Raw genomic sequence first — 26,866 nt, 5'->3', positions numbered from 1 at the left:
CCACGTCGAGCAGGCCCTGCTGGAAGGCGCCACCCCGGCGCAGGTCCGCGCAGTGGTCCGGTTCACCAGCGAGTTCGCCTGCGTGAAGGCCGCCAACGCGCTGCACGCCCTGGACGAGATCCTGGCCGTCGCCGAGACCCGCGGCGAGACCGTCCGCAGCGTCAGGCTCGTCGCCACGGCAGCCTGACACCCCCGAGGGCCAACGCCCCGACCACCCCTACGACCCGACAACCCGCCACCAACGACCCGACAACCCCCCAACCAACGACCCACGGCTCAACGACCTACAACCCGACCACCCACGACCCGGCAACCCGAAACCCACGACCCAACGACCCACGACCCAACGACCCACGACCCACGACCCACGACCCAACGACCCACGACCCGACCACCCACGACCCGCAACCCGAAACCAACGACCCAACGACCGACACCCCAACGATCACGCGACCCGACCAAAAACCAACCACCAAGGCACCACACCGCTCCACCCCCCCGGGGCGCACCCACCACAGGGTGCGCCCCCGAGCGTTTCCGGCTCGTGCCGTCACGGGAACCCGTCGGGGCAGGCCCCACCACCAGGGGTGCCTCCCCCGCGCGGGGGAGGCACCCCTCCTCGTCGCGCTGGCACGATGGCGGCGTGATGCCGGGCCTCCTCTCGCCGCTGACACGAGCGGTCACGTACACCCGCTGGCTGCACCTGCTGGTGGGGTCGATCGTGCCGTTCTGCTGCGCCATGGTCTATCCGGGGCTGGTCGATCCGTCGCCGGCCGACTGGTTGCTGATCGCGGTCCTGCCGGTCCCCCTCGTCCTGGTGGTGGCCGTGGTGCCCGCGATGCGCCGGGCGGAGGGTTTGCAGGCGCGGCTGATGCTGTTCCCCGGGCCGCACGCGCGGGTGAAGGGCGACGAGGACGCGGGTGTCTCCGCCGTTCCCTCCGCCTCCTGGAGCGATCGGGCCAGGACCGGCGTCTGGCTGGTGCTGCGCATGGAGGTGGGGTTCGCCGTCGCCTTCGTGACGCTCCAGTTGATGGCGCTGTCCCTGTCGCTCACGGGGGCGATCGTCGGTGACCCCGGCGTAGCCGACCCGCTGTTGCAGGTCACCGGCGCGGGGTGGGGCTACGCCCTGCTGGTGCCGGTGCCCCTGCTGGTGCTGCTCGCGGTCGTCGCGGTGGCGGGGGCGCTCATGGCGGAGGCCGCCCGCGGGCTGCTCGGGCCCTCGGCCAAGGAGCGGCTGGCCGCGTTGGAGGAGCGCACCGAGCGGCTGCTGGAACGCAACCGCATCGCACGGGAGCTGCACGACTCCATCGGCCACGCCCTGACCCTGGCCGTGGTGCAGGCGGGCGCCGCCCGGGCGGCCGCCGACCCGGCCTTCGTCGACCGGGCGCTGGAGACCATCGAGGAAACGGGACGGGAGGCGCTGGAGGATCTGGAGCGGGTCCTGCTCGTGCTGCGCGAGACGGGGCGGCCGGCGGGCAGCAGGCCGGGCCTCGACGAGGCGGGCCGGCTGCTGGACTCCGCGCGGTCCTCGGGCGCCCGGGTCGACGCCGAGGTGACCGGGCCGCTGGAGGACGTGCCGGCTCCGGTGTCCCGTGAGGGCTACCGGATCCTCCAGGAGGCGCTCACCAACGTGCTGCGGCACGCGGGTCCCGTTCCGGTGCGGGTCCGCATCGCGGTGGAGGGGGCGCGGCTGCGGCTCGAGGTGCGCAACCCGCTTGCGGTGGGGGTGCCGGTGACCGGCTCCGGCGGCGGCAGCGGGCTGCGCGGGATCCGTGAGCGTGCCGCGCTGCTCGGAGGCGAGGCCGGGGCGGGACGGGACGGCGACCAGTGGCTGCTGCGCGTCGAGCTGCCGCTGCGGTGATCGGCACCGAGTGCCGAGTGCCCGGTGATCAGTGCCCGGTGTTCAGTGATCGGTGATCTAGGCTGACGGGATGCCGCTCACCGTTCTCCTGGTCGACGACGAGCCGCTCGTGAGGATGGGGCTGCGGGCCGTGCTCGAGGCCCAGCCGGACATCGAGGTGGTGGGCGAGGCGGCCGACGGGGCCGCCGTGATCCCCCTGGTGCGGCGGCTGCGCCCCGACGTGGTGGCCATGGACGTGCGGATGCCGCTGATGGACGGCATCGAGGCGACCCGGGCGGTGCTGCGCACGGTGCCCGACCCGCCGAAGATCGTGGTGGTGACGACCTTCGAGAACGACGAGTACGTGTACGGGGCGCTGCGCGCGGGCGCCGACGGGTTCCTGCTCAAGCGGGCGCGGCCGGCGGAGATCGTGCACGCCGTGCGGCTGGTGGCCGAGGGCGACTCGCTGCTGTTCCCCGCGGCGGTGCGACGGTTGGCCGCCGCGTACGGCGAGGAGCACGGCAACGCCGCGGCCCGGGAGGCGATGGAGCGCGCCGCGCTGACCGAGCGGGAGGAGGAGGTGCTGCGCCTCATGGCGCGCGGCCTGTCGAACGCGGAGATCGCGGGGCGGCTGGTGGTGGGCACCGAGACGGTCAAGTCGCATGTGAGCGCCGTCCTGGCGAAGCTCGGGGCGCGGGACCGCACCCAGGCGGTCATCGCGGCGTACGAGTCGGGGTTCGTGTCCCCGGGCTGATCACCCCACCGCAACCCACCCCACCGCAACCCGCCACACACCGCCGCGCCGCCCCGCAGCGGACTGCGGTGCGGCGCGGCGGTGTCCGGCCCCGTCTACCGGGAGGAAACCCCCGCCCAGCGCAGTAGCGTCGCGGTGGCCTCGGCCCGCTCCGTGGGGGACAGGTCGCCGAGACGGACGCTGTGGTTGGCGTCGGGTGCCCACAGCACGCGGGAGTCGCGGCTTCCGGGGCCGAGCCGGAAGGTCTCGGCGACCGCGGAGTCCTGGGCGCCGTTGACGAACAGCAGACGGCTGCCGTGGTGGCGGACCCAGCGGTCGATGTCCGGCATGGCGCGCCGGTCGAAGCGCATCGGGATGTCGCTGGGGACGAAGGCGCGGGGCTCGGTGGCGCCCGGGTACCGCAGAAGGCCGGTCAGGTGGGAGGTGGGGACGTCCAGGTAACCCATCTGGGTGCCCAACTGGTAGAAGTACGGGATGTGCTCCTCCACCACGGCGTCGGTGTAGACGGTGAGCCTGGAGGTGGCGTCCAGCCAGGTGTACAGCTCCTCGGTGGTGGCGTCCGGGCCGGGGATGGCGGGGCAGTGGGCGGTGGTGCGGTACTGCCAGAACATCATCGGCGCGCGCAGCACGGCGATCTCCAGGGCCTTGTCGGCGCTGCCGATGACGCGGAAGGTGTTGCCGGTGGACGCCGCCCAGTCCTCGTAGCGGGCGACCATCTCGGTACGGCGCAGGAGCATCTGCCGCTGCGCCTCCTGGATGGCCTCGCGGCAGGAGGCGGTGCCGACGGTGTCGAAGAACTTCAGGTACGCCGAGTCCTCGCGGTCGTTCACATTGTGCGGCGCCGCGTAGGCGACGGTGCCGTCCACGTCGCCGGGGTGGAAGCGGCGGTGGTAGACGGACGCCATGCCGCCCTTGCTGCCGCCGGTCGAGATCCACGCGCCGCGGTAGAGCTGGCGGAACAACTGGACCACGCGGTGGTGGTCGTCGGCGGCCTGCCGGATGGTCTGCCGGGACAGGTCGTCCGTCGCCGGCCGGGAGGTGCCGAAGAAGCGGTGCTCGACGCCTATCTGGTTGGCGCCGAGGAGCACGGCCGGTTCCGTCCGCCGCGGTGACAGCGGCACCTCGTACCCGGTGGTGAACAGCACCATGGGCCGGTCCGTCGAGGTGTGCAGCAGGGTGAGGCGCTGCTCGAAGGTGCCGGCCGAGGGGTCGTCGTGATCGACGGGCTGGCGCAGCCCGAGCACGAAGAAGCGGTACCCGGGCTCGGCGCCCGGCCGCTCCTCGATGACCCGCAGCCCCGGCAGGGCCCGCAGGGCGTCGAGCACGTCCGCCTGCTGTGCGGCTCCGCCGGTGACCGCCGCAGCGGCCGGTGTCCCGGCCGACGCCACCGCGGGCGCGGTCAACGTCGCCACCAGCGCCCCCGTGACCGCCGCCGGTACCAGCACTCGCCTCGTCCACCCGCGCATCGCGCTCCTCCCCGCGCCGCTCCCGGCCGTGGTGGGGGTCCACCCGGCGCGGTCGGCGTCCGTCCGTTTCACCGCTGACCGTTCCAGTACAGCCGGGGGGAGACGGGGCCGGATCCCCTGCCGGTGGGGGGCGTCTCCCCCGTGCGGGGGAGACGCGGGCGCCCGCGGCACCGTCAGCCGAGGACGGCCTTGTCCAGCAGCGTCTGGAGGTACAGCCCGCGCCGGGCGTCCAGTTCGTTCGCCGTGCGCGTGCGCACGGCGGTGGCGAACTCCCGGCGCAGCACGGGCCAGCACTCCTCGTGGTCGATCCCGGTGGTGTCGTAGATCAACGGCTGGGCCGGGCCGAAGAGTTCGACCCGGGTGAGGGTGTGCGGCACGGCGACCGAGCCGGACAGCGACGCCTGGCTCACGGCGCCGTTGACGTGCTCGCAGGTCAGCTCGATCCAGCGGCGCGGATCGCCCGTGCCGCGGACGCGGGTGATCGGGCCGGCCGCGGTGTCCAGCAGGTCGAGGAGGTGCGGGCCCAGGTCGAGCAGCGCGCCGTGGCGCAGGCGCCAGCCGGTGGCGAAGTCGCCGCCCAGGAAGGCGCCGTGCAGGTAGCAGGCGCGCGCCCCGGCGACGTCCAGCGCGCGGGCCGCCGCCAGGAAGGCGCGGGTGGCGGGGTGGTAGCGCTTGGTGAGGACGAGCTGGGTGACGACGCCCGCCTCGGCGGCGGCGTCGGCCAGGCGCCGCGCCGCGGGCAGGTCCGGGCCGAGCGGCTTCTCCAGCAGCAGCGCCTTGCCCCGCGCGGCGGCGAGGGGGGCCAGCTCGGCCTGGACGGCGGGCGGCACGGCGAAGGCGACGGCCTCGCAGTGGTCGAGGAGCTCGTCGAAGCGGGCGGCGACGCGGGCCCCGTGGGGGGCCGCGGCCTGGCGGGCGGCCTCGGGGCGGCGGGCCCAGACGGCGGCGAGCCGGGTCTCGGGGCCGGTGGCGAGCATGCGGGCGTGCATGGCCCTGGCCCAGGGACCGGCGCCCACCAGGCCGACCTCGACGGGCGGGTGCGGCCAGGGTGCGGGTGCGGTGGTCACGGTGATCCTGTCGGCGCGGTGCGGGTCGGTGCGGGGGAGGGGGGTGGGGTCAGCGTGCGAGGCGTTCCAGCCGGGCGTCCGCGCAGGCCGCCGAGTAGAGGTGCTCGACGATCATGGTCGCGGCGCCGATCAGCCCGGCGTGGTCGCCGAGGCGGGAGGTGACGATCTGGAGGTGGGCGGTGGTGCGGGGCATGGCGCGCTGGTAGAGCAGCTCGCGCACCCCGGTGAGGAAGGGGACGCCGGACAGGTCCCCGGCCAGCATCAGCACGCCGGGGTTGAGGAGGGTGACGACGGTGACGAGGACCTCGCCGACCCGCCGCCCGGCCTCCCGGGCGAGCCGCAGCGCGTCCGGGTGCCCCTCCACCAGCAGGCGCCTGACGTCCGACCCGGAGGCGGTCTCCACGCCGAGGGCGCACAGCTCCTTGGCCAGGGCCCGGCCGCTGGCGACGGCGGCCAGGCAGCCGTAGGAGCCGCACATGCACAGGGCGTCGGACCGGTCGTGCAGGCGGATGTGGCCGATGTCGCCTGCGCCGCCGTCGATGCCGCGGTAGACGCTGCCGCCGACCACGACGCCCGCGCCGATGCCGGTGGACACCTTGACCAGGAGGAAGGCGGGGCAGTCCCGGTGGTTGGCCTGGTGCTCGGCCAGCGCCATGAGGTTGGCGTCGTTGTCGACGAGGACCGGGACCGAGTCCTCCTCCATGGCGGGGCCCACGTGGTCGGTGTACGCCTGCTGGAGCCGCTCCCGGATGGGGTACTGGTGCCAGCCGGGCATGATGGGCGGCTGGACGACCCGGCCGGTCTCCCAGTCGACCGGGCCGGGCACGGAAAGGCCGATGCCGCACACCCTGGTGGAGTCCACTCCGGCCGCGGTGATCAGGTCGGGGAACCGGCTCGCGAGCTGGTCCAGCACCTGGTCCGGGCCGTCGTTGATGTTCAGGGGGCCGGTGTGCTCGGCGAGCAGGGTGCCGGCGAGGTCGAGCACGGCGGCGCGGGCGTGCCTGGTGCCCAGGTCGGCGGCGATGACCGAGGCGTGGCCGGGGTCGAACGCGATGCGGTGGGAGGGGCGGCCGCCGGTGGAGCTGCCGGTGGTGTGCCGCAGCCAGCCGGCCCGGTTGAGCAGGTCGAGCCGGTGGCCGATGGTGGAGCGGGACAGGCCGGTGGCGCGTTGCAGGTCGGCGCGGGTGTTGGCGCGGCCGCCGCGGATCAGTTGCAGCAGCTCGCCCGCGCTGACCTGGTGCGGCGAGATCACGTGTGCTCCCAGTGGGTCAGCTCTTGTCGGCGCCGCTGGTCAGGCCCTCGGTGAGGGCGCGCTCCGCGGCGAAGAACAGAAGTACCACGGGGACGGTCAGCACCACGGATCCGGCCATCAGGATCGTCTTGGGGACCTCGATGCCGTTGGACAACTGGGCCAGGCCCAGGGAGACGGTCCACTTGTCGGGGTCGGCGGCCAGGAACAGCAGCGCGAACAGGAACTCGTTCCAGGCGATCATGAAGACGTACAGGCCGGTCGCCATGAGGGAGGGCAGGGCGAGCGGCAGGATCACCTTGCGGATGGTCTGGAGGCGGGTGCAGCCGTCCAGGGCCGCCGCCTCCTCGATGGAGCGGGGGATGGTGACGAGGTAGTTCTTCAGCATGTAGATCGACACGGGCACGGTCTGCGCGACGTAGACGACGGCGAGGCCCGCCAGGCTGGACGACAGGTGCAGCTTGGCGAAGATGACGAACAGCGGGACGGCCAGCAGGGTCGAGGGGAACAGGTAGACGGCCAGGAACAGGGCGCTGACCTGGCGGTGGCCGAAGAACTTCAGCCGGCTGACCGCGTAGGCGCCGGGCACGGCGGCCAGCAGGGTCAGCGCGACGGTGCCGAGGGACACCAGCGCGGAGTTGCGCAGGAACGTCACGAAGCCCTGCCCGCCGTCGTCGGTGGAGCGCAGGACCTCCTGGTAGGTGGCGAGTGTGAAGTCCTTCGTGGAGACCCACAGGGATCCGGGGTCGAGCAGCAGCGCGTCGATGGGTTTCACCGACAGCAGCAGCATGTAGTAGAAGGGCAGCAGGGTGATCACGGCGAGGAACGCGATGACGATCCAGCGCAGCACGCCGAACAGCCGGTCCTCGAACCGCGCCCGGGTCAGGGCGGCCTTGCGGGTCACGACTCCTCCTGGACCTTGTTGCCGAAGAACTTGAAGTACAGGCCCAGCAGGATCATCAGGGAGGCGGCGAGGACCAGGGCCTGGGCGGCGGCGGCTCCCACGTCGTAGCGGGCGGTGAGGAAGTCGTAGACCCGCACCGCGGCGACGTCGGTGCCCGCGCCGCCGCCGGTCAGCAGGTACACGTCGTCGAACTTGTTGAACGTCATGATGAACCGCAGGACGCACAGCAGCGCGATGACGGGCATCAACTGGGGCAGCAGGATGTGGCGGAAGCGCTGGCTCACCGTCGCCCCGTCGACGGTGGCGGCCTCCTCCAGGGTGTCGGGCACGGCCTGGAGGCGGGCGAGGAGGAACAGGAAGGCGAAGGGGAAGTACCGCCAGCACTCGAAGGCGATCACCGTCAGCAGCGCCAGCGGGACGGTGACGTGCACGCCGAGCAGGTGCAGGTCGTACTCGCGGGTGGACAGGAAGGCGATCGGGTCGTCCCAGCCGAACAGGCGCCGGCCCCAGTCGTTGACGATGCCGTACTGCGGGCTGAGCGCCACCTCCCAGACGAAGGCGACGGCCACCACGGGCACCACGTAGGGCAGCAGCATCACCGCGCGCAGCACGCCCCGGCCCCGGAACGGCCTGCGCAGCGCGAGGGCGGCGACCAGGCCGAGGAGGATGGAGCCGAGCGTGGCGCCCGTGGTGTAGACGAGCGTGGTGGTCAGGCTCGACCAGAACCCGGCGGAGTCGAAGACCTGGGTGAAGTTGTCCAGGGTCCAGTCGCCGAACAGGCCCATGCCCTGGATGTCGACGAGCTTGGCGTGCCGGAACGCCAGCAGCACGGTCCACGCGATGGGCAGCACGACCACCACCAGGACCACGACGAAGGTGGGGGAGACGAACGCGAGGCCGGCGCGGTTGGCCCGGCGGGCGGCGGTCATCGGGCGGCGGGAGCGGCCGCGGGGCTCGCCGGCTCGCGGGGGCGGGGCGTCGTCGGGCGCCCGGCGCTGCACCGCGCCGGAGGGGGCTGTCGTCATGGCGGGACCTCTGCGGGGTGCGTGCGGGCGGCTACTGGAGGGACTTCTTCAGGGCGGCGACCTCGTCGTCGGCTTCGCGTGCCGCCTCGGACGGGGAGAGCTGGCCGCTGGTCATGGCGCCGATGGCCTTGGGGACGGGCAGTTCGCCGTTGGTGGCGCCGACGAGTGCCCCCTCGCCCTGGGTGATGCCCCAGCGGTGCATGTCGCCGACCCCCGCGGCGAGCTGGTTGAGCAGGCTCTCGGGGTAGACCTCGTCGAAGGGCTTCTTGGTGTCCACGCCGATGTCGCTGTGCCGCCAGGCGTCGAGGTAGCGCTCCGGCTGCGCGGCCGTGCCGTGCCGGACGGGGATCTTGCCCTCGGGCGACATGCCGAACCAGGGCTCGTAGCCGGGGCCCATCATGTACTCGATGAACTCCCGGGAGGCGGCCGTCTCGGCGGTCTTGGTGGTCACCCACGAGGTGATCTCGCCGAACTGGGCGGGCTCGGCGGCGTCGGGGCCCTTCAGCGCGGTGACGATGCCGCTGTTGCCGGACAGGTACCGCGGGTCCCGCCGGCACTGGGGGCAGCTCGGCAGGGCGTCCTCGCGCAGCCCGGCGAGCTCGTCGAGCAGGAACGAGGACCAGATGACCATGGAGGACCGGCCGGCGAAGTAGGTGGCGCGGGTGGAGTCCACGGTCTGGGTGCCGGGCGCGCCGTGGCCGCGGGCGAGCCGGTCGTAGGTGTCGAAGGCGTTCTCGCACCGCGGGGACGTCAGCGCCACGTCGCCGTGGTCGTCCACGAGTTGGCAGCCGTTGGCGAGGGCGAGGCTCTCGAAGCTCTGCGAGGTGAACACGTCACCGGGGTCGGTGGCCGCGGAGATGCCGTGGTTGCCGTCGGCGGTGAGCGCCTCGGCGGCGGCCAGGGCGCGGGCGTAGGTGTCCGGCGGAGCCAGGCCCTCCCGGTCGAACTGGTCCTTGCGGTACACCAGCAACTGGAGCCAGGCGTCCGAGGGCACGCCGAGGCTGGTGCCCCCGTCGGAGGTCAGGGCGAGCGCGTTGGCCTCGAAGGTGCCCCGGCCGAGCCCGTCGACGATCCGCTTCGGGATCTCCGTGTTCAGCAGGCCGTTGCTGTACATCTGCCAGACCTGGCCCAGCGGCGCCGCGCCGATGACGTCGGGCAGTGTGCCGGAGGCCGCGGCGGACATGATCAGTTGGGGCATCTGGCCCTCGTCGACGCCGACGAGGCGGACCTTGATGCCGGTCTCCTCCTCGAACCCGTCGATGATCTCCTGCGTCGCCGCGACGCGGTCGGGCAGGTTCTCCTGGGACCAGACCGTGATCTCCCGGTCCGGCTTCCCGGGCCCGGTGCTGCCCGCGCAGCCCGTGAGCAGCCCGAGTCCCAGGGCTGCGGTGAGGCCCACCGCGGTCGTCCTCGACCGCCGGCTCGTGTGGCGCATTGCGTGTCCTCATTCCGACTTACGTCTGCTGGGCAGGCATCTCAGCATGGCTTTTGCCTATTGACAAGACATAAGTGCGGGCTATCGTCGTCCTGATCACGTCCAGCAACCTCTCCGGAGCCCCCGTGGAACGCGTCGTCCAGTTCACCGGCCCCCGCCAGGTGGAGGTGACCGAGCACGCCGGCGCCGCACTGCCCCCGGGACATCTGCGCGTCCGCACCCGCTACTCGGGCATCTCCGCCGGCACCGAACTCACCGCCTACCGCGGCACCAACCCCTACCTGACCCGGACCTGGGACCCGCAGGCGCGCCTGTTCCGCGACGGCGCGGCAGGCATCCGGTACCCCGTGGCGGGCTGGGGCTACTCCGAGGTCGGCGAAGTCGTCGAGGTCTCCCCCGAACTGGCCGGCACCCCGGGCCTGCCCCGGCCCGGCGACGTGGTGTGGGGCATCTGGGGGCACCGCAGCGAGGGCATCGTCCCCGCCGAGCGCATGATCGGCCACACCCTGCCGGCCGGCCTCGACCCCCTGGCCGGGGCCTTCGCCCGCGTCGGGGCCATCGCCCACAACGCGGTGCTGGCCGGCGACATCCACCTCGGCGAGGACGTCGCCGTGTTCGGGCAGGGCGTCATCGGGCTGCTCACCACCCGCCTCGCCCGGCTCAGCGGCGCCCGGGTCACCGCCGTGGACGCCCTGGACGTCCGCCTGGAGGCCGCCGCCCGCCACGGCGCCCACAGCACCCTCAACGCCCGCACCGACGCCGTCGCCGAACGCATCCGCGAGGCCACCGCCGGGCTCGGCGCCGACCTGGCCATCGAGATCAGCGGCGCCTACCCGGCGCTGCACGAAGCCCTGCGCTCGGTCGCCGTCGGCGGCCGCGTGGTGGCCTCCGGCTTCTACCAGGGCGACGGCGTCGGCCTGCGCCTGGGCGACGAGTTCCACCACAACCGGGTGCAGCTCGTCTGCTCCCAGATCGGCGGCGTCCCCGCGCAACTGTCGGGCCGCTGGACCGTCGAGCGGCTCCAGCGGACCTTCCTGCGGCTGGTCGCCGAAGGGCAGATCGACGTCGCCTCCCTGGTCAGCCACGTGATCCCGGCCGCGGACGCCGCCGCCGCCTACACGCTGCTGGACGAGCGCCCCGCCGAGGCGCTCCAGGTCGTCCTGGAATTCTGAAAGGCCCCACATGCTCAAGATCGCTGCTCAGGAACAGCTCCTTCCCGGGGACACCCTCCAGGCCAAGTGGGAGTTCGCGCAGCAGGCCGGCTACGACGCCGTCGAACTGCGCGGCAAGGGCGACCTCCACTTCGCCTCCCGCCTGCCGGAGCTCAAGCAGGCCCGCGAGGACGGCGTGGTCATGCCGACGGTGTGCGTGGACATGCTCCACTTCCTCGGCGCGTTCGACCCCGACCTGCGCCGCGACGCCATCGCCCAGATGAAGTCGCAGCTCACCGTGGTCGCCGAGATCGGCGGCGTGGGCGCCCAGACCCCCGCCTCCTACGGCATGTTCTCCCGCCGCCTGCCCCCGTTCGAACCCCCGCGCTCGGCGGCGGAGGACCGCGAGATCCTGCTGGCCGGGCTGGCGGAGCTGGGCGAGCACGCGCGCGGCGAAGGCGTCACCCTGTTCCTCGAACCGCTCAACCGCTACGAGGACCACATGGTCAACCGCCTCGAACAGGCCGCCGACCTGATCCGGACCATCGGCCTGGACTCCATCCGGATCGGCATCGACAGCTACCACATGAACATCGAGGAGAGCGACCCCGCGGCCGCGATCCTCGCCCACGCCGACCTCATCGGGCACGCCCAGGTCTCCGACTCCAACCGCTTCCAGCCCGGCGCCGGCCACCTGGACTGGCCCGCCTGGGTGGGCGCCCTGCACACCATCGGCTACGACGGCCACCTCGCCCTGGAGTGCCGCCTCACCGGCGACCCCGAGGAGGCCGTCCGCTCCGTCCCCGGCTTCCTGCGCAGGGCCGGCGCGTGAAGGCCCTCGCCGACCGGCACGCGCCCGGCACGACCCACCACCCCGTGCCGCCGCGGCGCGCCGCGGCACGGGTGCTCCTCACCAACTGGACCGGCACCTCCACCGTGCCCTCCCGCACCCTCTACCCCCACCAGTGGAGCTGGGACTCCGCGTTCATCGCCATCGGGCTGCGCCACCTGTCCGCCCGCCGCGCCCAGCAGGAACTCGAAGCGCTGCTGGCCGGGCAGTGGGCCGACGGGCGCATCCCGCACATCGTCTTCAACCCCGCCCTGCCGCACGGCGCCTACTTCCCCAGCCCCGACTTCTGGCAGTCCTCCCGCGCGGGCCGGACGGCGGGCGCGCCCGCCACCCCGGAGACGTCCGGGATCGTCCAGCCCCCGGTGCACGCCCTGGCGGCCTGGCTGGTGCACCGGGCCGACCCGGAGCAGTCCGCGCGCCGCGGGTTCCTCGCCCGCGTCCACCCGCGGCTGGCCGCCTGGCACGACTACCTGCTCACCCACCGCGACCTCGGCGGCGCGGGCCTGGCGGCGGTGGTGCACCCCTGGGAGTCCGGCATGGACAACAGCCCCTGCTGGGACCGGGCCCTGGAACGCGTCGAACCCGCCGCCCCCGGCGCGTTCCGCCGCGCCGACCTGGACCACGGGCACCCCGCCGACCGGCCCACCGACCTGGACTACGGCCGCTACGTCCGGCTCGCCGGCGACTACCGCGAAGCCGGCTACGACGACCACAGGGCGCGCCACCGCTTCGCCGTGGAGGACCCCTCCTTCAACGCCCTGCTGATCGTCGGCGAACTGGCCCTCGCCCGCATCGCCCGCCACCTGGGGCTGCCGGCGCAGCCGCACCGGGCGCGCGCCGCACGGCTGACCCGGCGGCTGGTGGAGTGGCTGTGGGACGACACCTCGGGGCAGTTCCGGGCCCGCGACCTGACCACCGACGCCCTGGTCCAGGAGCGCAGCGTCGCCGGCCTCACCCCCCTCGTCGTCCCGCACCTGCCCCGCGGCATCGTCCGCCGCCTGCACCGCACGCTCGCCGGGCCGCACTTCACGGCGCCGGGCACCCGGCTGGTCCCCAGCTACGACCTGACCGGCCACGCCTTCGACCCGCACCGCTACTGGCGCGGCCCGGCGTGGTTCAACACCGCCTGGCTGATCCACCGCGGGCTGCGCGCCCACCGCCTCCACGTCCCGGCCGACCGCCTCCGGGCGGGCTTCCTCGCCCAGGCCGTCCGGTCCGATTTCGCCGAGTACATCGACCCCCTCACCGGCGCCGGCCGCGGCGCGCGCCACTTCTCCTGGACCGCCGCCCTCACCCTCGACCTGCTGTGCGCCCCCGACGAGGAGACCGCGCCGTGACCGCGGCCGGCGACCCCGGACCCGGCGGCCACCCGCAACTGGTCCGCGACGGCACCTTCGCCCACCTCCGCCCCGACGGCGGCATCGGCGAGGACCACGGCACCGTCCCCGGCGGGCTGTTCCTGCGCGACGCCCGCCACCTCAGCCGCTGGCACCTGACCGTGGACGGCACCGCCCCCGCCACGCTGGTCCCGGCGCGGACCGAGGACGGCGGCACCGCCACCGCCGTGCTGACGCCCCGGGGCACCCGGGACCGGCCCCCCGCCTGCACCGTGTTCCGGCGCCAGAGCGTCACCGAGGCCACGTTCACCGAGCACCTGCGCCTGGTCAGCCACCGCCCCGACCCGGTCACCGCGCGCCTCGACCTCGCCGTGGACGCCGACTTCGCCGACCTGTTCGAGCTGCGCGGCGACGACCGCTCCTACCCCAGACCCGGCGCCCGCCACGAGGCCCGCGCCACGGACGACGGCGTGCTCTTCGACCACCGGCGCGCCGACTGGCACTCCAGGACCGCCCTCACCTGCCGCCCGGCCCCCGACGCCGTACGCCCCGACGAGACCTCACCCCGGGCCACCGCGCGGATCCTCACCTGGCACCTGCCCCTCGACGGCCACGGGCAGGCCGAGCTCCACCTGACCGTGCGCGCCCACCCCCACGGCATGCCGCCCCCCGCCCCCGCGGCGCCCCGCCCCCGGCCGCGCCCGGAGGAGCCGGCCGGGGCCGGCGACCTGGACCGTGCCTGCCGGCGGGGCCTGGCCGACCTCGACCTGCTCACCATCCGGGCCACCGGCGTGGACGGCGAGCAGGTGCGCGTCCCCGCCGCGGGCATCCCGTGGTTCCTCACCCTGTTCGGCCGCGACGCCCTGCTGACGTCGTACTTCCTGCTGCCGCACCGCCCCGGCACCGCCGCCGCCACCCTGAGCGCCCTCGCCGCGACCCAGGGCCGGCGGCACGACCCCGCCAGCGGCGAACAGCCCGGGCGCATCGTCCACGAGACCCGCCACGGCGAACTGGCCCACTTCCGCCAGGTCCCCTACGGCCGCTACTACGGGGCCGTGGACGCCACACCGCTGTTCCTGATCCTGCTGCACGCCCACCACCGGCACACCGGCGACCGGGCGCTGCCCACCCGCCTCGAGCGGCACGCCCGGCGGGCCGTGGACTGGATGCTCGACCACGGCGGCCTGGGTACCCGCGGCTACCTCGTCTACAGCCCCGACCCGGGCGGCCTGCTCAACCAGAACTGGAAGGACTCCGAAGGCGCCGTCTGCTTCGCCGACGGCACCCCGGCCCAGGGCCCCATCGCGGTGTCCGAGGCGCAGGGCTACGCCTACGACGCGCTGCTGCGCACCGCCGAACTGGCCGAGCGCCTGTGGCACGACGAGCCGTACGCGCGCCGGCTGCGGGAGACGGCGCACCGGTTGCGCGACCGCTTCCTGGCGGACTTCTGGATGCCGGAGGCCGACTTCCCGGCGCTGGCGCTGGACGGCGCGGGACGCCGCGTGGACGCCCTGGCCTCCGACGCCGGCCACCTGCTGTGGTCGGGCATCCTGGACGGCGAGCGCGCCCGCCGCGTCGGACGGCGCCTGCTGGAGCCGGACTTCTTCTCCGGCTGGGCGATCCGCACCCTGGCCGCGGGACAGCGGGCCTACCACCCGCTGTCCTACCACCGCGGCAGCGCCTGGCCCCACGACAACGCCGTCATCGCCCTGGGCCTGGCCCGCCACGGCCTCGCCGACGAGCTCCGCACCGTCACCGACGGACTCGCCGCGGCAGCCGCCCACCACGGCCACCGCCTCCCCGAGGTCATCGCCGGCCACGACCGCTCCCTCACCGGCCGCCCCGTCCCCTACCCCCACTCGTGCTCCCCCCAGGCCTGGGCGGCGGCGACCCCGCTGGCCCTGCGCACCGCACGGCAACGGCCGGCGACGGCACCCGCCGGCGCGGGGCGGTGAGCCGCGGGTCCGGCGCGCCGGGCCGTCCGGCGGTCAGCGCCGCGGGCCGGCCCTCCCGATGCGTGCCCGCACCGCGGCCCTGAAGCGGCTATCCGGTGCAGTCGGCGTACGGCCGCCGGTGGTGGGCGGCCGTCGCCGACGCGGAGAACCGCGGTCCTCCCTTCCCCATGGAGGACGGGGCTGACCCTTGCCCCTTCCCGCGCTCCGCCCCCCCTGTCGGCGACGGCCGGTGCCGGGTCCCGGCCGACCGCTCTGCGGCCGGGCCCCGGTGCTCCCAGAGTGGGGCAGCGGAATCAGGAAGTCGTTGACCCCGAGCGCACACCGCTTGTCTCGTCGTGAACCGCGGCGTCGAGCAGCGCCCGCTCGCGGAAGGCGCGCGGCGACAGGCCGTAGGCGGCCCGGAAGGCGCGGCTGAAGTGGGCCGCGTTGGGGAAGCCCCAGCGGGTGGCGATGGCGTGGACGGGACGGTCGTGCCGGAGCGGGTCGGCCAGGTCGCGGCGGCAGCGCTCCAGGCGCTGCCCGCGGACCCAGTCGCCGACCGTCGAGCCGTCCTCCTGGAACAGCTTGTGCAGATAGCGCACGGAGATGTTGTGCGCGGCGGCGATGGTGGCCGGGCTCAGGGACTCGTCGTCCAGGTGGCGCAGGACGAAGTCCCGCACCTGGAGCCGCAGCGTGCCCCGCGCGGACTCGGACGGCAGCGCCGCCTCCTCGTCGAGGCAGGCGGCGTACGTGGCCGTCACCAGGTCGGCCACCACGCCCCCGAGGCGGCCGCTGTCCGGTATCCGGTCTCCGCACTCGCCGGACATCAGCGTGGTGAGGAAGTCGGACAGCAGCCTGCCGGGGCCGGTCCTGGCGCTGGCCGGGACGCCCAGCGCCCGCTGGGTGAGGCGGGGGCCGAGCGGCAGCAACTGGCGCGGGAGCATCACGACGATGCCCCGGACGGCGCGGTCGCCGTCCGTGCCCACGGCGATCCGGCACGGCCGGGAGCCGTCCATCAGCACCATCTCCGCCGGGCCGACCTCGCTCTGCCGGCCGGTGTCCACCGTCTTGCGGCCCCGCAGCACCAGGTCGAGCAGGAGCATCTCCGGGTCGGCGCGCCGGATCAGCCCCGCGGTGCGGCGGATCCGGCAGCGGGAGGAGTCCACCGCGAGGGTGTGGACGGCGCCGAGGGTCAGGGCGGAGGCGCGGACGCGGAAGGGCACCGACGGATCGAGGTCGGCGTGCAGCGGGACGGGCAGGCGCAGACAGGACTCTCTCCAGCGCGCGGCGCGCTCGGCCTCGGGCAGCGAGAGGTCCTGCGGAGCGGGCATGGTCGTCATGTGTCGTTCCCCCGTTGTGCGCGGTGCGGTTGGTGGCCCCCGGCCGGGCCGTGCCGGACCGGGGGCCGAACGGACCCGCAATGGTGCGGGGGCCGCGCTGGAGAAGCGATCGAGCCGGCGTCCTGGACGCCTCAGCGGGCGAAGGGCGTACCGGCCGCCGCCGCGTGGACGGGCTGAGGTACCGCACGGTACCGCTCGCGCGCAGCGGGGCAGGAACGGCGGACGGCGGGGCGCGTAGGGCCCGTGACCGCGCGCCCGGCCCCGGGGAACGGCTCAGGGCACCAGCACGATCTTCCCCCGCACCCGTCCGCTCTCGCCGAGCTCGTGCGCCTTGGCGGCCTCCGCCAGCGGCAGCGTCTCCTCCACGAACGGACGCAGCCCCTCCCGGTCGACCAGCCCGGCCAGGGCCTCCAGGTCTCCGGGGGCCGGCTCGAGGTTGCGCTCCACGAAGCGCCGCCCGCTCGCCGCCGCCCGCCGCGCCACCTCCGTGCGGTCGAACCCGATCCCCACCACGTCGATCAGCGTGCCACCGGGCCGGAGGGTGGCCAGCGCCCGCACTCCGGTCTCGCCGCTGACCGTGTCCAGCACCACGTCCACGTCCCGGGCCCGGGCGAAGTCCTCCACCGTGTGATCGACGAGCTCGTCCGCGCCGAGCTCCCGCAGGAAGCCGTGCTTGGCCGCCCGGGCCACGCCGATCACATGGGCGCCGCGCGCCTTGGCGATCTGCACGGCGAGGTGCCCCACCCCGCCCGCCGCCCCGAGGACCAGCACCCGCTGCCCCGGCCCGACCCCGGCCACCCCCACCAGCGCCTGCCAGGCCGTCAGCCCGGCGATGGGCAGCGCGGCGGCGTGCACGTGCTCGACGCTGACGGGCTTCGCGGCCAGCGACGTCCGGGGCACGACCACATAGTCGGCGTGGGCGCCGCGCGGCGGAGTGACCCAGCCGAACACGGCGTCACCCGGCCGGAAGCCGCCGGCCTCCTCGCCCACCTCCGCCACCACGCCGCTGAACTCGTGCCCCAGGGTGAACGGCGGGTCGCCGAACAGCCGCACATACCCGGAGCGCACCTTCCGGTCCGCCGGGTTCACGCCCGCGGCGTGCACCCGCACCAGGACCTCACCGCGGCCGGGGGTGGGCCGCTCCACCTCCACGACCTCGAGCACCTCGGGACCGCCGACGGTCCGCTGACTGATCGTTCGCATCGTCGTCATGCGCCCATACTCACGCCTGTGGTTCCTGACGTAAAGTAGGCACCTGATTGGAAGGTAGGTACCTTATGTATACTGCCCCGCTGGACTTTTCCGCCGCCGCCGAGGGCACTGAAGATGTCGACGGCGCTGTGCGCGCCGCGCCGACCGAGGGCTTGCCCTGGACCGTGCCGCCCGCCGAGTGCCCCTCCCGGACGGTCCTGGAGGTGCTGGCCAACAAGTGGGTGCTGTACGTGCTGGGCGCGCTGCGGCAGCACGGAGGGCCGATGCGGTTCAACCAACTCGGCCGGGCCCTGCCCGGGATCACGCAGAAGATGCTGACCCAGACCCTGCGCACGCTGGAGCGCGACGGCCTGGTGGACCGGCGGGTGTACCCGACCGTGCCGCCGCGCGTGGAGTACGAACTGACCCCGCTCGGGCACGAGGCCGGGCGGCTGACCGTGCTCATCGGCGAGTGGGCGCTCACCCACGCCGACCGGATCGTCGCCGCCCGCGCGGCCTTCGACCACCAGGCCGCCACCGCCCCCGCGGCACTCACCTGACCGCAGGGCGGGGCGGAGCGCGCGCGGCCGTGCGGCGCCCGGGGTGTCGCGCGGCCGCCCGGCGCCGCGGGCCGGAGAGCGGAATCCGCTTCAGGAGACGGCCGCGAACACCGCCTCCACCACCTCGTCCGCCGCCAGGGCCTCCGCCGCGCCGTTCGCCGTGGACGGGACGTAGGCCAGGCTGACGCCGCGGGTGCCGTCCGGGGCGTGGACCGACAGGGCGCGGTACCCGGGGATGCGGCCGCCGTGGCCCCACACCCGCGGCCCGCCGCGGAGCGGGCGCGACCACAGGCCCATGCCGTAGGCCACGCCCTGCGGATCGGTCGCCACCGGTTCCCGCATGGCGCTCAGCTCGGCGGGGCGGAGCAACCTCCCGCCGAGCAGGGCGCCGAAGAACCGGTTGAGGTCGGCGGGCGTGGAGACGATCTCCCCCGCCGAGAAGGCCCAGGACGGATTGAGCGCGGTGACGTCCACCAGTTGGGCGCGGCCGTCCACGGTCAGCGGCAGATAGCCGCGGGGGTGCGGGCCGGGCAGGGACGTGGCGGTGCCGGGGACGGTGGTGCGGCGCAGCCCGAGCGGGCGCAGGACGCTGTGGCGCAGCCACTCGCCGTACGGACGGCCGGTCGCCTTCTCCACGACCAGCGCGAGCAGCACATAGCCGGTGTTCGTGTAGTGGAAGCCGCCGCCGGGCGGGAAGTAGGGGGCGTGGCGGGTGGCGATGCCCACCAGCTCGCGTGGGGTGAAGGTGCGGAACCGCACGTCGGTGAGGAACCTCTCGGTGTCGAGCGGGAGGGCGTCCCGGTCCTCGGTGTAGCTGAAGACGCCGGAGGTGTGGGTGAGGAGGTGGCGCACCGTCACCGCCTCGCCTCCGGGCACCAGGCCGGGCAGGAAGCGCTCGACCGGGTCGTCCAGGCGCACCCGCCCCTCGCCCACCAGGCGCAGTGTGGCGGCGGCGACGAAGGTCTTGGTGACGCTGCCGACGCGGACGCGGCCGTCCACCGGGACCGGGCGGCCGGTGCGCAGGTCGGCGACCCCGGCCGTCCCGGTCCACTCGTCCTCCCCCCGGGCCACCGCGGCGAGCGCGCCGACCGCGCCCGCCCGCACCAGGGCGTCGAGGCCCTCGGCGATGCGACGCCGCGCGCGTGCGCCGACGACGGGGCGCCCCGCCGACGGGTACGCCCGGCCGGGCAGGGCCGCGCCCGCCGCGCCGAGCACGCCCCCGGCCAGCAGCGTGCGCCGCCGAACCGGGACTCGCGGAGCCGAAACCCGGGGAACCGGGAACCGACCAGCCATGTGCGCTCCCTCGCGCCGTGGGCACATCGTGCCCGACCGACAACACCGACAGAAACGCTAGGCCGCCGCGGGCGCGCGGTCGTCACTCCCCGGCGGGATCCCGGACGTACCCCGGAGGTACTGCTCGGCGCCACTCCGGAGGGAGGCGGCACCGCGCGGTCGGGCGGCCCGATCCCGCCCGCGCGGTGCCGCGGAAAAGAATCCCCGGCGGACCGATGACCTTTCGGCCCCGGGGACGTCTACCTTCATGACAGCCCGGCCACGGGCGGGACGAGAGGACGAGAGATGACCACCGAGCAGAGCGGCGCGACCGAGGACTTCTCCTACACGCTGACCCGGACGCTGGACGCCCCCGCCGCGAAGGTGTGGCAGGCGTGGACCGACCCCGACCAGTACGTCCAGTGGGCGCACGCCGCCCCGGGCTCCGTCGAGATGGACGTGCGGCCGGGCGGGGCGTGGAAGGCCACGGTCGTCACCCCCGACGGCCAGGAGTTCCCGCTGACCGGCTCCTACCTCGAGGTCGAGGAGAACCGCCGCCTGGTGACCGGCATGGACATACCGGGCAAGCCCGAGCCCGCGGCGATCGTCATGGAGCTGGACGAGCAGGACGGCCACCGCACCCGGATCGTGCTCCGCCAGACCTGCGACTCCGCCGAGGAGCGCGACATGGCCGAGGAGGGCAGCACCATGCTCCTCGACAGCCTCGACGCCCACCTGTCCAAGGACGCCTGACCCCCCTTCGGGAACCCGGAACGCGCCGGTCGGGCCGCGGGAACACGGGCGGGGACCGATAATGGTCCCTGCCTCTGCCCTGCCCCGGTCCTCCCCGACCGCGGCCGACCTGCCGCGCCGCCCGCCCGCGTCGCCGGGGCCCGGCCCGCACGCCCGTTTGACTTGGAGTGCACTCCAACACCTAGCGTCCTGGGACAGACGGTTCCGAGCGCAGGAGGCACCACCATGACCGACATTCCCACCCGGCACCTGGGCGAACTGGCAGTCTCCGCGCAGGGCCTGGGGTGCATGGGCATGAGCCACGCCTACGGCGCCGCGGACGACACGCAGTCGATCGCGACGCTGCACCGCGCCCTCGACCTCGGGGTGACGCTGCTGGACACCGCCGACTTCTACGGCTTCGGGCACAACGAGGAGCTGATCGGGCGGGCGATCGCCGGGCGTCGCGACCAGGTGGTGCTGGCCACGAAGTTCGGCTTCGCCAACCGCCTGGGCGAGCCCACCCTGATCCGCGGCGACGCCGCCTACGTCCGGCAGGCGTGCGAGGCGTCGCTGCGCCGGCTCGGGGTCGACCACATCGACCTCTACTACCAGCACCGGGTCGACCCCAAGGTGCCGATCGAGGAGACCGTCGGCGCCATGGCCGAGCTGGTGCGGGCCGGGAAGGTCCGCCACCTGGGGCTGTCCGAGGCCGGGGCGGGCACCATCCGGCGGGCGCACGCGGTGCACCCGATCACCGCGCTCCAGAGCGAGTGGTCGCTGTGGACCCGCGACCTGGAGGCGGAGGTCGCCCCGGTCTGCCGCGAACTGGGCATCGGCCTGGTCCCGTTCTCCCCGCTCGGGCGCGGCTTCCTGACCGGCCGGTACGGCTCGGTCGAGGCGCTGGCGGAGGACGACATGCGACGCGGCCAGCCGCGTTTCGCCGACGGCAACCTGGAGCGGAACCTGGCGATCGTGGCGAAGCTGAACGAGCTGGCCGCGGCGAAGGGGATCACCGCGGGTCAGCTCGCCCTGGCCTGGGTGCAGCACCGGGGCGACGACGTGGTGCCGATCCCCGGCACCAGGCGGCAGCAGTACCTGGAGGAGAACCTCGCCGCCCTGGCCGTCGAACTGACCCCCGAGGACCTCGCCGCCATCGAGGCCGCCGCGCCGCCCGAGCAGATTGCGGGCACCCGCTACGACGCGACCAGCCTCACCTACGTCAACGGCTGAACCCGCCGCGGCCGTCGCCCGTTCCCCGGGCGGTGGCGGTTCGACGCCGTCCGCTCCCGCCACCCGCTGCGGACCCCGCCCGACCCGCCGGCCGCGCTGATCGCCCGCGTCCGGCCCGGCGGCGAGACCTGCCCGCGGCGCGTCGGCCCCCGCCGCCCGGGCCCGGCCCCGTCCGCGTCGTCCGGGCATGACGGCGCCCTGCGCGGGAAGGGGCGGTGCGGACGGGCCGTCACCGCGCCGGGGAAAGCGGGGGTGCGCGGCGGCGGCCCGATCCGCCGACCGGGCCGTGTCCTGCGCGTGCCCCGCGCGCTTCACCCGAACGAGTGCCCGCACGGAGGTGCGCGTTCGACCGGCGGCCGCGTCCGGTGACCATGGCGCCTGCACGGTGCGGCGGGAACGGCGGAAGGGGCGGCCTGGTGGCCACTCGGATCAGGATCGACAGCGACATCTGCGTCGGCGCGGGGAACTGCGCGCTGACCGCTCCGGAGGTCTTCACCACGAACGACGGCTTCGGAGCGGTCATCCCCGGCAAGGAGCACGCAGCCGACGACCCCCGCACAGGGGAGGCCGTCCGCGACTGCCCGGTACAGGCCATCACCCTGGACCGGGACTGACCACCGCGCCCCGCGGTACCGGCCCCCGGCCGCTTCAGGGCATCGACTCCGCCGTCACGACCGCGGGCGGCGACGGGTCGGCCGCCGCCGTTCACACGATTCCGCCACCTGCCGGTCGCCGCCGCTGCGGCCGGTGGTGACTGCGGGTCGGTGGCCACCGCGCGGCGGACCTCGGTGTGCGGATGCCCCGCGGGCCGGGCGGCCGGGCCCGGCGCCGCCCACGGCGCGAGTTCCGCGACGACCCGCACCTGGGGTTCGGGGCCGGCTCGCGCCGTTGCCCGCCCTTCGGTGAACGCCCCGGTCAGGAGGGGTTTCCCGGGAGGGCGGGGGGAAGGGCGACGGGAAACCCCTCCTAAGCGGGAGGGCGGGGGCGGCAGGCTGCGGGTGTCGGAGGAACCGAGCAGGACCCGCAAGGGGGAATGAGCTCTCATGCGCAAGACCATCCGCGGCGCGGCCGCACTCGCCACCGCTGCCGCCGCCGTGCTGGCGCTCAACGGCGCCGCCACCGCCGGGCCGGCCAACGAGTGGGCCGGGTGCCCGCACGGGGCCGTGTGCGTCTACCCGCAGGACCAGAACCCGGCCGTCAGGCCGAGCCTTGTCTTCCGCACCTACGGTGCGCACAACCTGAGCAACCAGTTCGGCAACCACTGGGTGCTCAACAACCAGTACGGTGGCGCCACCGCGAGCCTGTGCACCGGACGCGACGGCGCGGGCTGCGGCGACCGCATCGCCGAGAGCAGGGGCGTCTACGCCGACCTCACCCCGATCAATTCGATCACGCTGTACCGGCCGTAGCCGGGGCGGCAGTCGCGGCTCAGACCGGGAGACCACTTCCGGGGCCGACACGGGGCGGCTCCGGAAGTTTCCATGCGCTGATCCGTTGTCGTCGTTTTTCAGCAATTTCCGCTCGGTTGTGGATATCGGGCGTACCGGCCGCTCCGCACCTCAGTAATCTGGCCACTTCATCTGATGCCAGGTGAAACCGTGTCAGAGGGGGTGCTGGTGGGCGTTCCGAACCGCGAGGGCAGGGCCGAGCACCCGCGTGAGCCGCCCGAGGCGTCGTTCCCCGCCGAGCTGCGGCGCCTCCGTGAGCGGCGCGGCCTCTCGCTGGCCGACCTGTCCCGGCGGACCCACTACAGCAAGGGCTACCTCAGCAAGATCGAGACCGGGGCCAAGCGCGTCACCGCCGACGTCGCCCGCCGCTGCGACGAGGTACTGGACGCCGGGGGCGAACTGCTGCGCCTGGCCGGGAACGGGGCCGCGCCGGACGCGGGCACGCCGCCGGAGGTGCCGTGCCCCTACCGGGGCCTGCGGGCGTTCACCCCGGGGGACGCGGAGTGGTTCTTCGGCCGGGAGCGCGCCACGGCCGCCCTGGTGGAACGGGTCTTCGAACACGTCGGCAGGGGACCTCTCGCCGTGGTCGCACCGTCGGGCGCGGGCAAGTCGTCGCTGCTCAACGCCGGTCTGGTGCCGGCGCTGCGGCGCCCGGGCGGCTTCCCCGTGCCGGGCGCGGAACGCTGGCCGGTGATCACGCTCACCCCGACCGCCCGTCCCCTTCAGGAGCTGCTCGGCCGCGCCGCCGAGGCCCTCGGCGGCGAGCTCGGCGTCACCGCGGGAGAGCTCGCGGACCGGCCGGGGGCGCTGTCGGAGGCCGTCCGCGGGCTGCTGGACCGCACCCCGGCCGGGCCCGGGAGGCACCCTCCGCCGACGCGCCCGGTGCTGCTGGTGGACCAGTTCGAGGAGCTGTTCACCCTCTGCCGCGACCCCGGCGAGCGGCGCGCCTTCGTGCGGGTGCTGCGCGCCGTGGCCGGCCCCCGGCCCGGGCGGGGCGGCCCCGAGCCCGCCGTCGTGGTGCTCGGCGTGCGGGCCGACTTCACCGGGAGCTGCCTGGAACTTCCCGAGCTGGCGCCGGTGTTCGCCGACGGCCTGTTCGTGCTGCCGCCGATGTCCGTGGCCGAGCTGCGGGAGTCGGTGACCCGCCCGGCGGAGCGCGCCGGCGCCGCCCTTGAGCCGGGCCTGCTGCCGCTGCTCCTGCGGGACGCGGGGCTGCGCGGCGAGGAGCGGGCACCCGGCTCCGCCGGCTGCCCGCCGCCCTCCGGGGCGCTGCCCCTGGTGTCGCACGCCCTCCTGGCGACCTGGCAGCGCCGGGAGGGCGCCACGCTGACCGTCGCCGGGTACGAGCGCACCGGCGGCATCCAGGGCGCGGTGGCGCGCACCGCCGAGGACGTGTTCGCCCGCCTGCGCCCGGACGAGCAGCGGACGATCCGCCGTGTCCTGCTGCGGCTGGTGCACGTCGCCGACGGCGCCGGGGCGACGCGGCGCCGGATGGGCCGCACCGCCCTGACGGAGGGGCGGTCCGGTGCGGACGGCGCCGGGGCCGCGCTGGACGCCTTCGTGCGGGCCCGGCTGATCACCGTGGACAGCGACACGGTGGAGATCGCCCACGAGGCGCTGCTGCACGCCTGGCCGCGGCTGCGCGGCTGGATCCACGCCGACCGGGCCGGGCTGCTGGTCCACCAGCAGCTCGCGCAGGCCGCCGACGAGTGGGAGCGCGAGGGCCGCGACCCGTCCGCCCTGTACCGCGGGGCCCGACTGGCCGCGGCCCGCTCCTGCGCGGAGGAGCTCGACGGCAGGATCAGGCTCGGCCCCCGCGAGGAGGCGTTCCTGCGCGCCAGCCGGGCCGCGGAGGACAGCAGGGCCGCCCAGGCCAGGCGTCAGGTGCGGGTGCAGCAGCGGCTGCTGGCCACCCTCGCCGCGCTGCTGGTCCTCGCCGTGACCGCGGGCTGCCTGGCCCACCGGCAGCGCGAGGCCGCCCGCGGCCAGGAGCGGGTGGCCCGCTCGCAGGCGCTCGCCGCCCGGTCGGCCGCCCTGGCCGCGGGGCGGCCGGAGGCGTCGCTGCTGCTCGCCGAGGCGGCCTACCGCGCCGCGCCGACCACCGAGGCGCGCGGCGCCCTGCTCAGCACCCAGGCGCAGCGGTTCTCCGCGCGGCTCACCGGGCACGCCGCGCCGGTCAACGCGGTCGCCTTCGCCCCGGACGACCGGTGGCTGGCCACGGCGGGCTCCGACGGCACGGTGCGGCTGTGGCGGACGGCCGACCGCGGGCAGGCCGCCGTCCTCACCGGGCCGGGGCGGGTGCGGGCCATCGCGTTCGACCCGCGCGGGCGCACCCTCGCGGCGACCTCCACCGAGGGCCCGGTGCGACTGTGGGACACCGCCGGGCACCGGGAGCGGACGGCCCTGCCCGCCGTCACCACGGCCGCCAGGGCGGTGGCGTTCGACCCGCGCGGGCGCCTGCTGGCCACCGCGGACGTCGACGGGAAGGTCAGGCTGTGGCCGGCCGCGGGGGAGCGCGGGCCCGTGGCGACCCTGCCCGGGCACCGCGGCCGGGTGAACGCGCTGGCGTACGCCCCGGACGGCCGGACGCTGGCCTCGGTCGGGGCCGACCGCACCGTGCGGCTGTGGGACACCGTCCGCCGCCGCCCGCTCGCGGTGCTGCGCGGGCACACCGAGGAGGTGCTGGGCGTCGCGTTCTCCCCGGACGGGCGGACCGTGGCCAGCGGCGGGATGGACCGGACCGTGCGGCTGTGGGACGCGGCCCGCGGCCGGGCCACCGCGCGGCTCACCGGGCACAGCGACGACGTCAACGCGGTCTCCTACACCCCCGACGGCACCACCGTGGTCAGCGGGGGAGGCGACGGCACGACCCGGCTGTGGGACGTGCGCGGCAACCGGCTCGCCGCGACGCTGTCCGGCCACACCGACTACGTGCTCGGCGTGGCCGTGGACTCCCGCGGCACCACCCTGGCCACCGCCGGGTTCGACAAGTCCGCGGTGGTGTGGGACCTGCGCGGGCGCGCCCTGGCCACGCGTCCGTTCACCGAGATCGGGGAGGTCGCGTACAGCCCGGACGGCGGGACGCTGGCCACCGCGGGCGCCGACGGGACGGTGCGCCTGTACGACGTGGCCGGGCGCCGGGTGCCGGCCGTGCTCACCGGGCACCGCGAGGCCGTGTTCGGGGTGGCGTTCTCCCCGGACGGCCGGACCCTGGCGTCCGCGAGCGCCGACCGGACGGTCCGGCTGTGGGACGCCGCCGCCCGCCGGCCCCTGACCACCCTGACCGGGCACGGCGACGCCGTGTTCGCGGTGGCGTTCTCCCCGGACGGCCGGACCCTGGCGTCCGCGAGCGCCGACCGCACGGTCCGCCTGTGGGACGCCGCCGCCCGCCGGGGGCTGGCCACCCTCACCGGCCACACCGACTACGCCAACGACATCGTGTTCGGCCCCGGCGGGCGCACTCTGGCCAGCGCGGGCGACGACCTGACGGTGCGCCTGTGGGACGTGGCGGCGCGGCGCCCCCTCGCCACGCTCACCGGGCACACCGGCGCGGTGCGGGCGGTGGCGTTCTCCCCGGACGGCCGCACCCTGGCCAGCAGCGCCAACGACGGCACGGTGCACCTGTGGGACGCCCCGCGGCACCGCCGGGCGGCCGTGCTGACCGGCCACACCGGATCGGTGCGCGGCCTCGCCTTCTCACCCGACGGCCGCACCCTGGCCAGCGGCGGCAACGACCACACGGTGCGGCTGTGGCAGGTGCCCGGGCGGCGCCTGTGGGCGGTCCTGACCGGGCACACGAACGCGGTGCCCGGCGTCGCCTTCCCGGCGCGGGGCCGGACGGTGGCCACCGGCGGCACCGACGGCACCGTGCGGCTGTGGGACCTGGACGTCGCGGCCCGGCTCGAACGCGTCTGCGCGCTGCGCCGCGGCCTGGACCCGGACCACCGCGGCACGTTCACCGACGGCCTCCCCGCTTCCCGCGACGCCCCCTGCGCCCGCGGCTGACGCCCCGCCCGGCGGGGGTTTCCCGGGCGTTTCCCGCCCCCGCCCGCCCCACGCCGCCACCCGCCGGGGCGCC

Annotated in this window: 22 protein-coding genes; 13 read left to right on the top strand and 9 right to left on the bottom strand. The window is 75.2% G+C overall.

All coding sequences use genetic code 11. The annotated features are described in order from the left end of the window. From ACYVO2_RS22705 to ACYVO2_RS22695, 3 genes are all read left to right on the top strand, one after another. Positions 1 to 187, top strand: a 187-nt coding sequence (locus ACYVO2_RS22705; RefSeq protein WP_461009774.1) for a hypothetical protein, incomplete at its 5' end; no start/stop codon positions are given. Between the two features lie 459 nt (positions 188 to 646). Further along, complete coding sequence (locus tag ACYVO2_RS22700) at positions 647 to 1,861, top strand: sensor histidine kinase (protein WP_461009779.1); 1,215 nt, start codon at positions 647 to 649, stop codon at positions 1,859 to 1,861. A 70-nt stretch (positions 1,862 to 1,931) separates the two neighbouring features. Continuing rightward, complete coding sequence (locus ACYVO2_RS22695; protein ID WP_461009773.1) at positions 1,932 to 2,594, top strand: response regulator transcription factor; 663 nt, start codon at positions 1,932 to 1,934, stop codon at positions 2,592 to 2,594. A 95-nt stretch (positions 2,595 to 2,689) separates the two neighbouring features. Here the strand turns inward: ACYVO2_RS22695 and ACYVO2_RS22690 are convergent, their stop codons facing one another. The 6 genes from ACYVO2_RS22690 to ACYVO2_RS22665 form a co-directional block, all read right to left on the bottom strand. Then, positions 2,690 to 4,039 carry a S28 family serine protease gene (locus tag ACYVO2_RS22690; protein ID WP_461009772.1) on the bottom strand — a complete coding sequence of 450 codons (1,350 nt, stop codon included), beginning with the start codon at positions 4,037 to 4,039 and terminating at the stop codon, positions 2,690 to 2,692. Between the two features lie 194 nt (positions 4,040 to 4,233). Beyond that, positions 4,234 to 5,127, bottom strand: a complete 894-nt coding sequence (locus tag ACYVO2_RS22685; RefSeq protein ID WP_461009771.1) for a Gfo/Idh/MocA family protein — start codon at positions 5,125 to 5,127, stop codon at positions 4,234 to 4,236. A 49-nt stretch (positions 5,128 to 5,176) separates the two neighbouring features. Beyond that, positions 5,177 to 6,376 (bottom strand): ROK family transcriptional regulator, encoded by a 1,200-nt coding sequence (locus tag ACYVO2_RS22680; RefSeq protein WP_461009778.1) that lies wholly within the window; start codon positions 6,374 to 6,376, stop codon positions 5,177 to 5,179. 19 nt (positions 6,377 to 6,395) lie between these two features. Further along, complete coding sequence (locus ACYVO2_RS22675; protein WP_461009770.1) at positions 6,396 to 7,280, bottom strand: carbohydrate ABC transporter permease; 885 nt, start codon at positions 7,278 to 7,280, stop codon at positions 6,396 to 6,398. Then, positions 7,277 to 8,305, bottom strand: a complete 1,029-nt coding sequence (locus ACYVO2_RS22670) for a carbohydrate ABC transporter permease (RefSeq protein WP_461009769.1) — start codon at positions 8,303 to 8,305, stop codon at positions 7,277 to 7,279. Before ACYVO2_RS22670 ends, ACYVO2_RS22675 begins: the two co-directional genes overlap by 4 nt. A gap of 31 nt (positions 8,306 to 8,336) precedes the next feature. Next, positions 8,337 to 9,740, bottom strand: a complete 1,404-nt coding sequence (locus tag ACYVO2_RS22665) for an ABC transporter substrate-binding protein (RefSeq protein ID WP_461009768.1) — start codon at positions 9,738 to 9,740, stop codon at positions 8,337 to 8,339. Between the two features lie 125 nt (positions 9,741 to 9,865). On the opposite strand from ACYVO2_RS22665, the gene ACYVO2_RS22660 reads away from it, so the two are divergent. Genes ACYVO2_RS22660 through ACYVO2_RS22645 form a run of 4 tightly spaced genes read left to right on the top strand, consistent with a single transcriptional unit; the run spans position 9,866 to position 15,033 of the window. Beyond that, a complete protein-coding gene (locus ACYVO2_RS22660; protein WP_461009777.1) occupies positions 9,866 to 10,912 on the top strand; it encodes a zinc-dependent alcohol dehydrogenase in 1,047 nt (348 codons plus the stop codon). Between the two features lie 10 nt (positions 10,913 to 10,922). Further along, a complete protein-coding gene (locus tag ACYVO2_RS22655; protein ID WP_461009767.1) occupies positions 10,923 to 11,723 on the top strand; it encodes a TIM barrel protein in 801 nt (266 codons plus the stop codon). Then, complete coding sequence (locus ACYVO2_RS22650; protein WP_461009766.1) at positions 11,720 to 13,078, top strand: MGH1-like glycoside hydrolase domain-containing protein; 1,359 nt, start codon at positions 11,720 to 11,722, stop codon at positions 13,076 to 13,078. Before ACYVO2_RS22655 ends, ACYVO2_RS22650 begins: the two co-directional genes overlap by 4 nt. Next, entirely contained in the window at positions 13,075 to 15,033 is a 1,959-nt protein-coding gene (locus ACYVO2_RS22645; protein WP_461009765.1) for an amylo-alpha-1,6-glucosidase, read from the top strand. Before ACYVO2_RS22650 ends, ACYVO2_RS22645 begins: the two co-directional genes overlap by 4 nt. A gap of 293 nt (positions 15,034 to 15,326) precedes the next feature. On the opposite strand, the gene ACYVO2_RS22640 is transcribed toward ACYVO2_RS22645, so the two are convergent. Together ACYVO2_RS22640 and ACYVO2_RS22635 are read right to left on the bottom strand one after the other, a co-directional pair. Continuing rightward, positions 15,327 to 16,352, bottom strand: a complete 1,026-nt coding sequence (locus ACYVO2_RS22640) for a helix-turn-helix domain-containing protein (RefSeq protein WP_461009764.1) — start codon at positions 16,350 to 16,352, stop codon at positions 15,327 to 15,329. Positions 16,353 to 16,625: 273 nt separating this feature from the next. Next, positions 16,626 to 17,564: an NADP-dependent oxidoreductase gene (locus ACYVO2_RS22635; protein ID WP_461009763.1), complete on the bottom strand. Its 939-nt coding sequence runs from the start codon at positions 17,562 to 17,564 to the stop codon at positions 16,626 to 16,628. Positions 17,565 to 17,629: 65 nt separating this feature from the next. Here ACYVO2_RS22635 and ACYVO2_RS22630 point away from each other — a divergent pair, with 65 nt between their 5' ends. Next, positions 17,630 to 18,103 (top strand): winged helix-turn-helix transcriptional regulator, encoded by a 474-nt coding sequence (locus ACYVO2_RS22630; protein ID WP_461009762.1) that lies wholly within the window; start codon positions 17,630 to 17,632, stop codon positions 18,101 to 18,103. 90 nt (positions 18,104 to 18,193) lie between these two features. Here ACYVO2_RS22630 and ACYVO2_RS22625 read toward each other — a convergent pair whose 3' ends face one another. Continuing rightward, a complete protein-coding gene (locus ACYVO2_RS22625; RefSeq protein ID WP_461009761.1) occupies positions 18,194 to 19,318 on the bottom strand; it encodes a serine hydrolase domain-containing protein in 1,125 nt (374 codons plus the stop codon). A gap of 363 nt (positions 19,319 to 19,681) precedes the next feature. Here ACYVO2_RS22625 and ACYVO2_RS22620 point away from each other — a divergent pair, with 363 nt between their 5' ends. The 5 genes from ACYVO2_RS22620 to ACYVO2_RS22600 all read left to right on the top strand — a co-directional run bounded on the left by ACYVO2_RS22620 (position 19,682) and on the right by ACYVO2_RS22600 (position 26,793). Further along, positions 19,682 to 20,128 (top strand): SRPBCC family protein, encoded by a 447-nt coding sequence (locus ACYVO2_RS22620; protein ID WP_461009760.1) that lies wholly within the window; start codon positions 19,682 to 19,684, stop codon positions 20,126 to 20,128. Positions 20,129 to 20,353: 225 nt separating this feature from the next. Next, entirely contained in the window at positions 20,354 to 21,340 is a 987-nt protein-coding gene (locus ACYVO2_RS22615) for an aldo/keto reductase (RefSeq protein ID WP_461009759.1), read from the top strand. A gap of 416 nt (positions 21,341 to 21,756) precedes the next feature. Further along, a complete protein-coding gene (locus ACYVO2_RS22610; RefSeq protein WP_461009758.1) occupies positions 21,757 to 21,954 on the top strand; it encodes a ferredoxin in 198 nt (65 codons plus the stop codon). Positions 21,955 to 22,383: 429 nt separating this feature from the next. After that, entirely contained in the window at positions 22,384 to 22,749 is a 366-nt protein-coding gene (locus ACYVO2_RS22605; protein ID WP_461009757.1) for a hypothetical protein, read from the top strand. A 189-nt stretch (positions 22,750 to 22,938) separates the two neighbouring features. Next, positions 22,939 to 26,793 (top strand): nSTAND1 domain-containing NTPase, encoded by a 3,855-nt coding sequence (locus ACYVO2_RS22600; protein WP_461009756.1) that lies wholly within the window; start codon positions 22,939 to 22,941, stop codon positions 26,791 to 26,793. Positions 26,794 to 26,866: the final 73 nt, after the last annotated feature.

It is taken from the genome of Streptomyces capparidis, from assembly GCF_054782095.1.
Note: the sequence above shows the minus strand (reverse complement) of the source record. Positions and strands in the feature narration are given on the sequence as shown.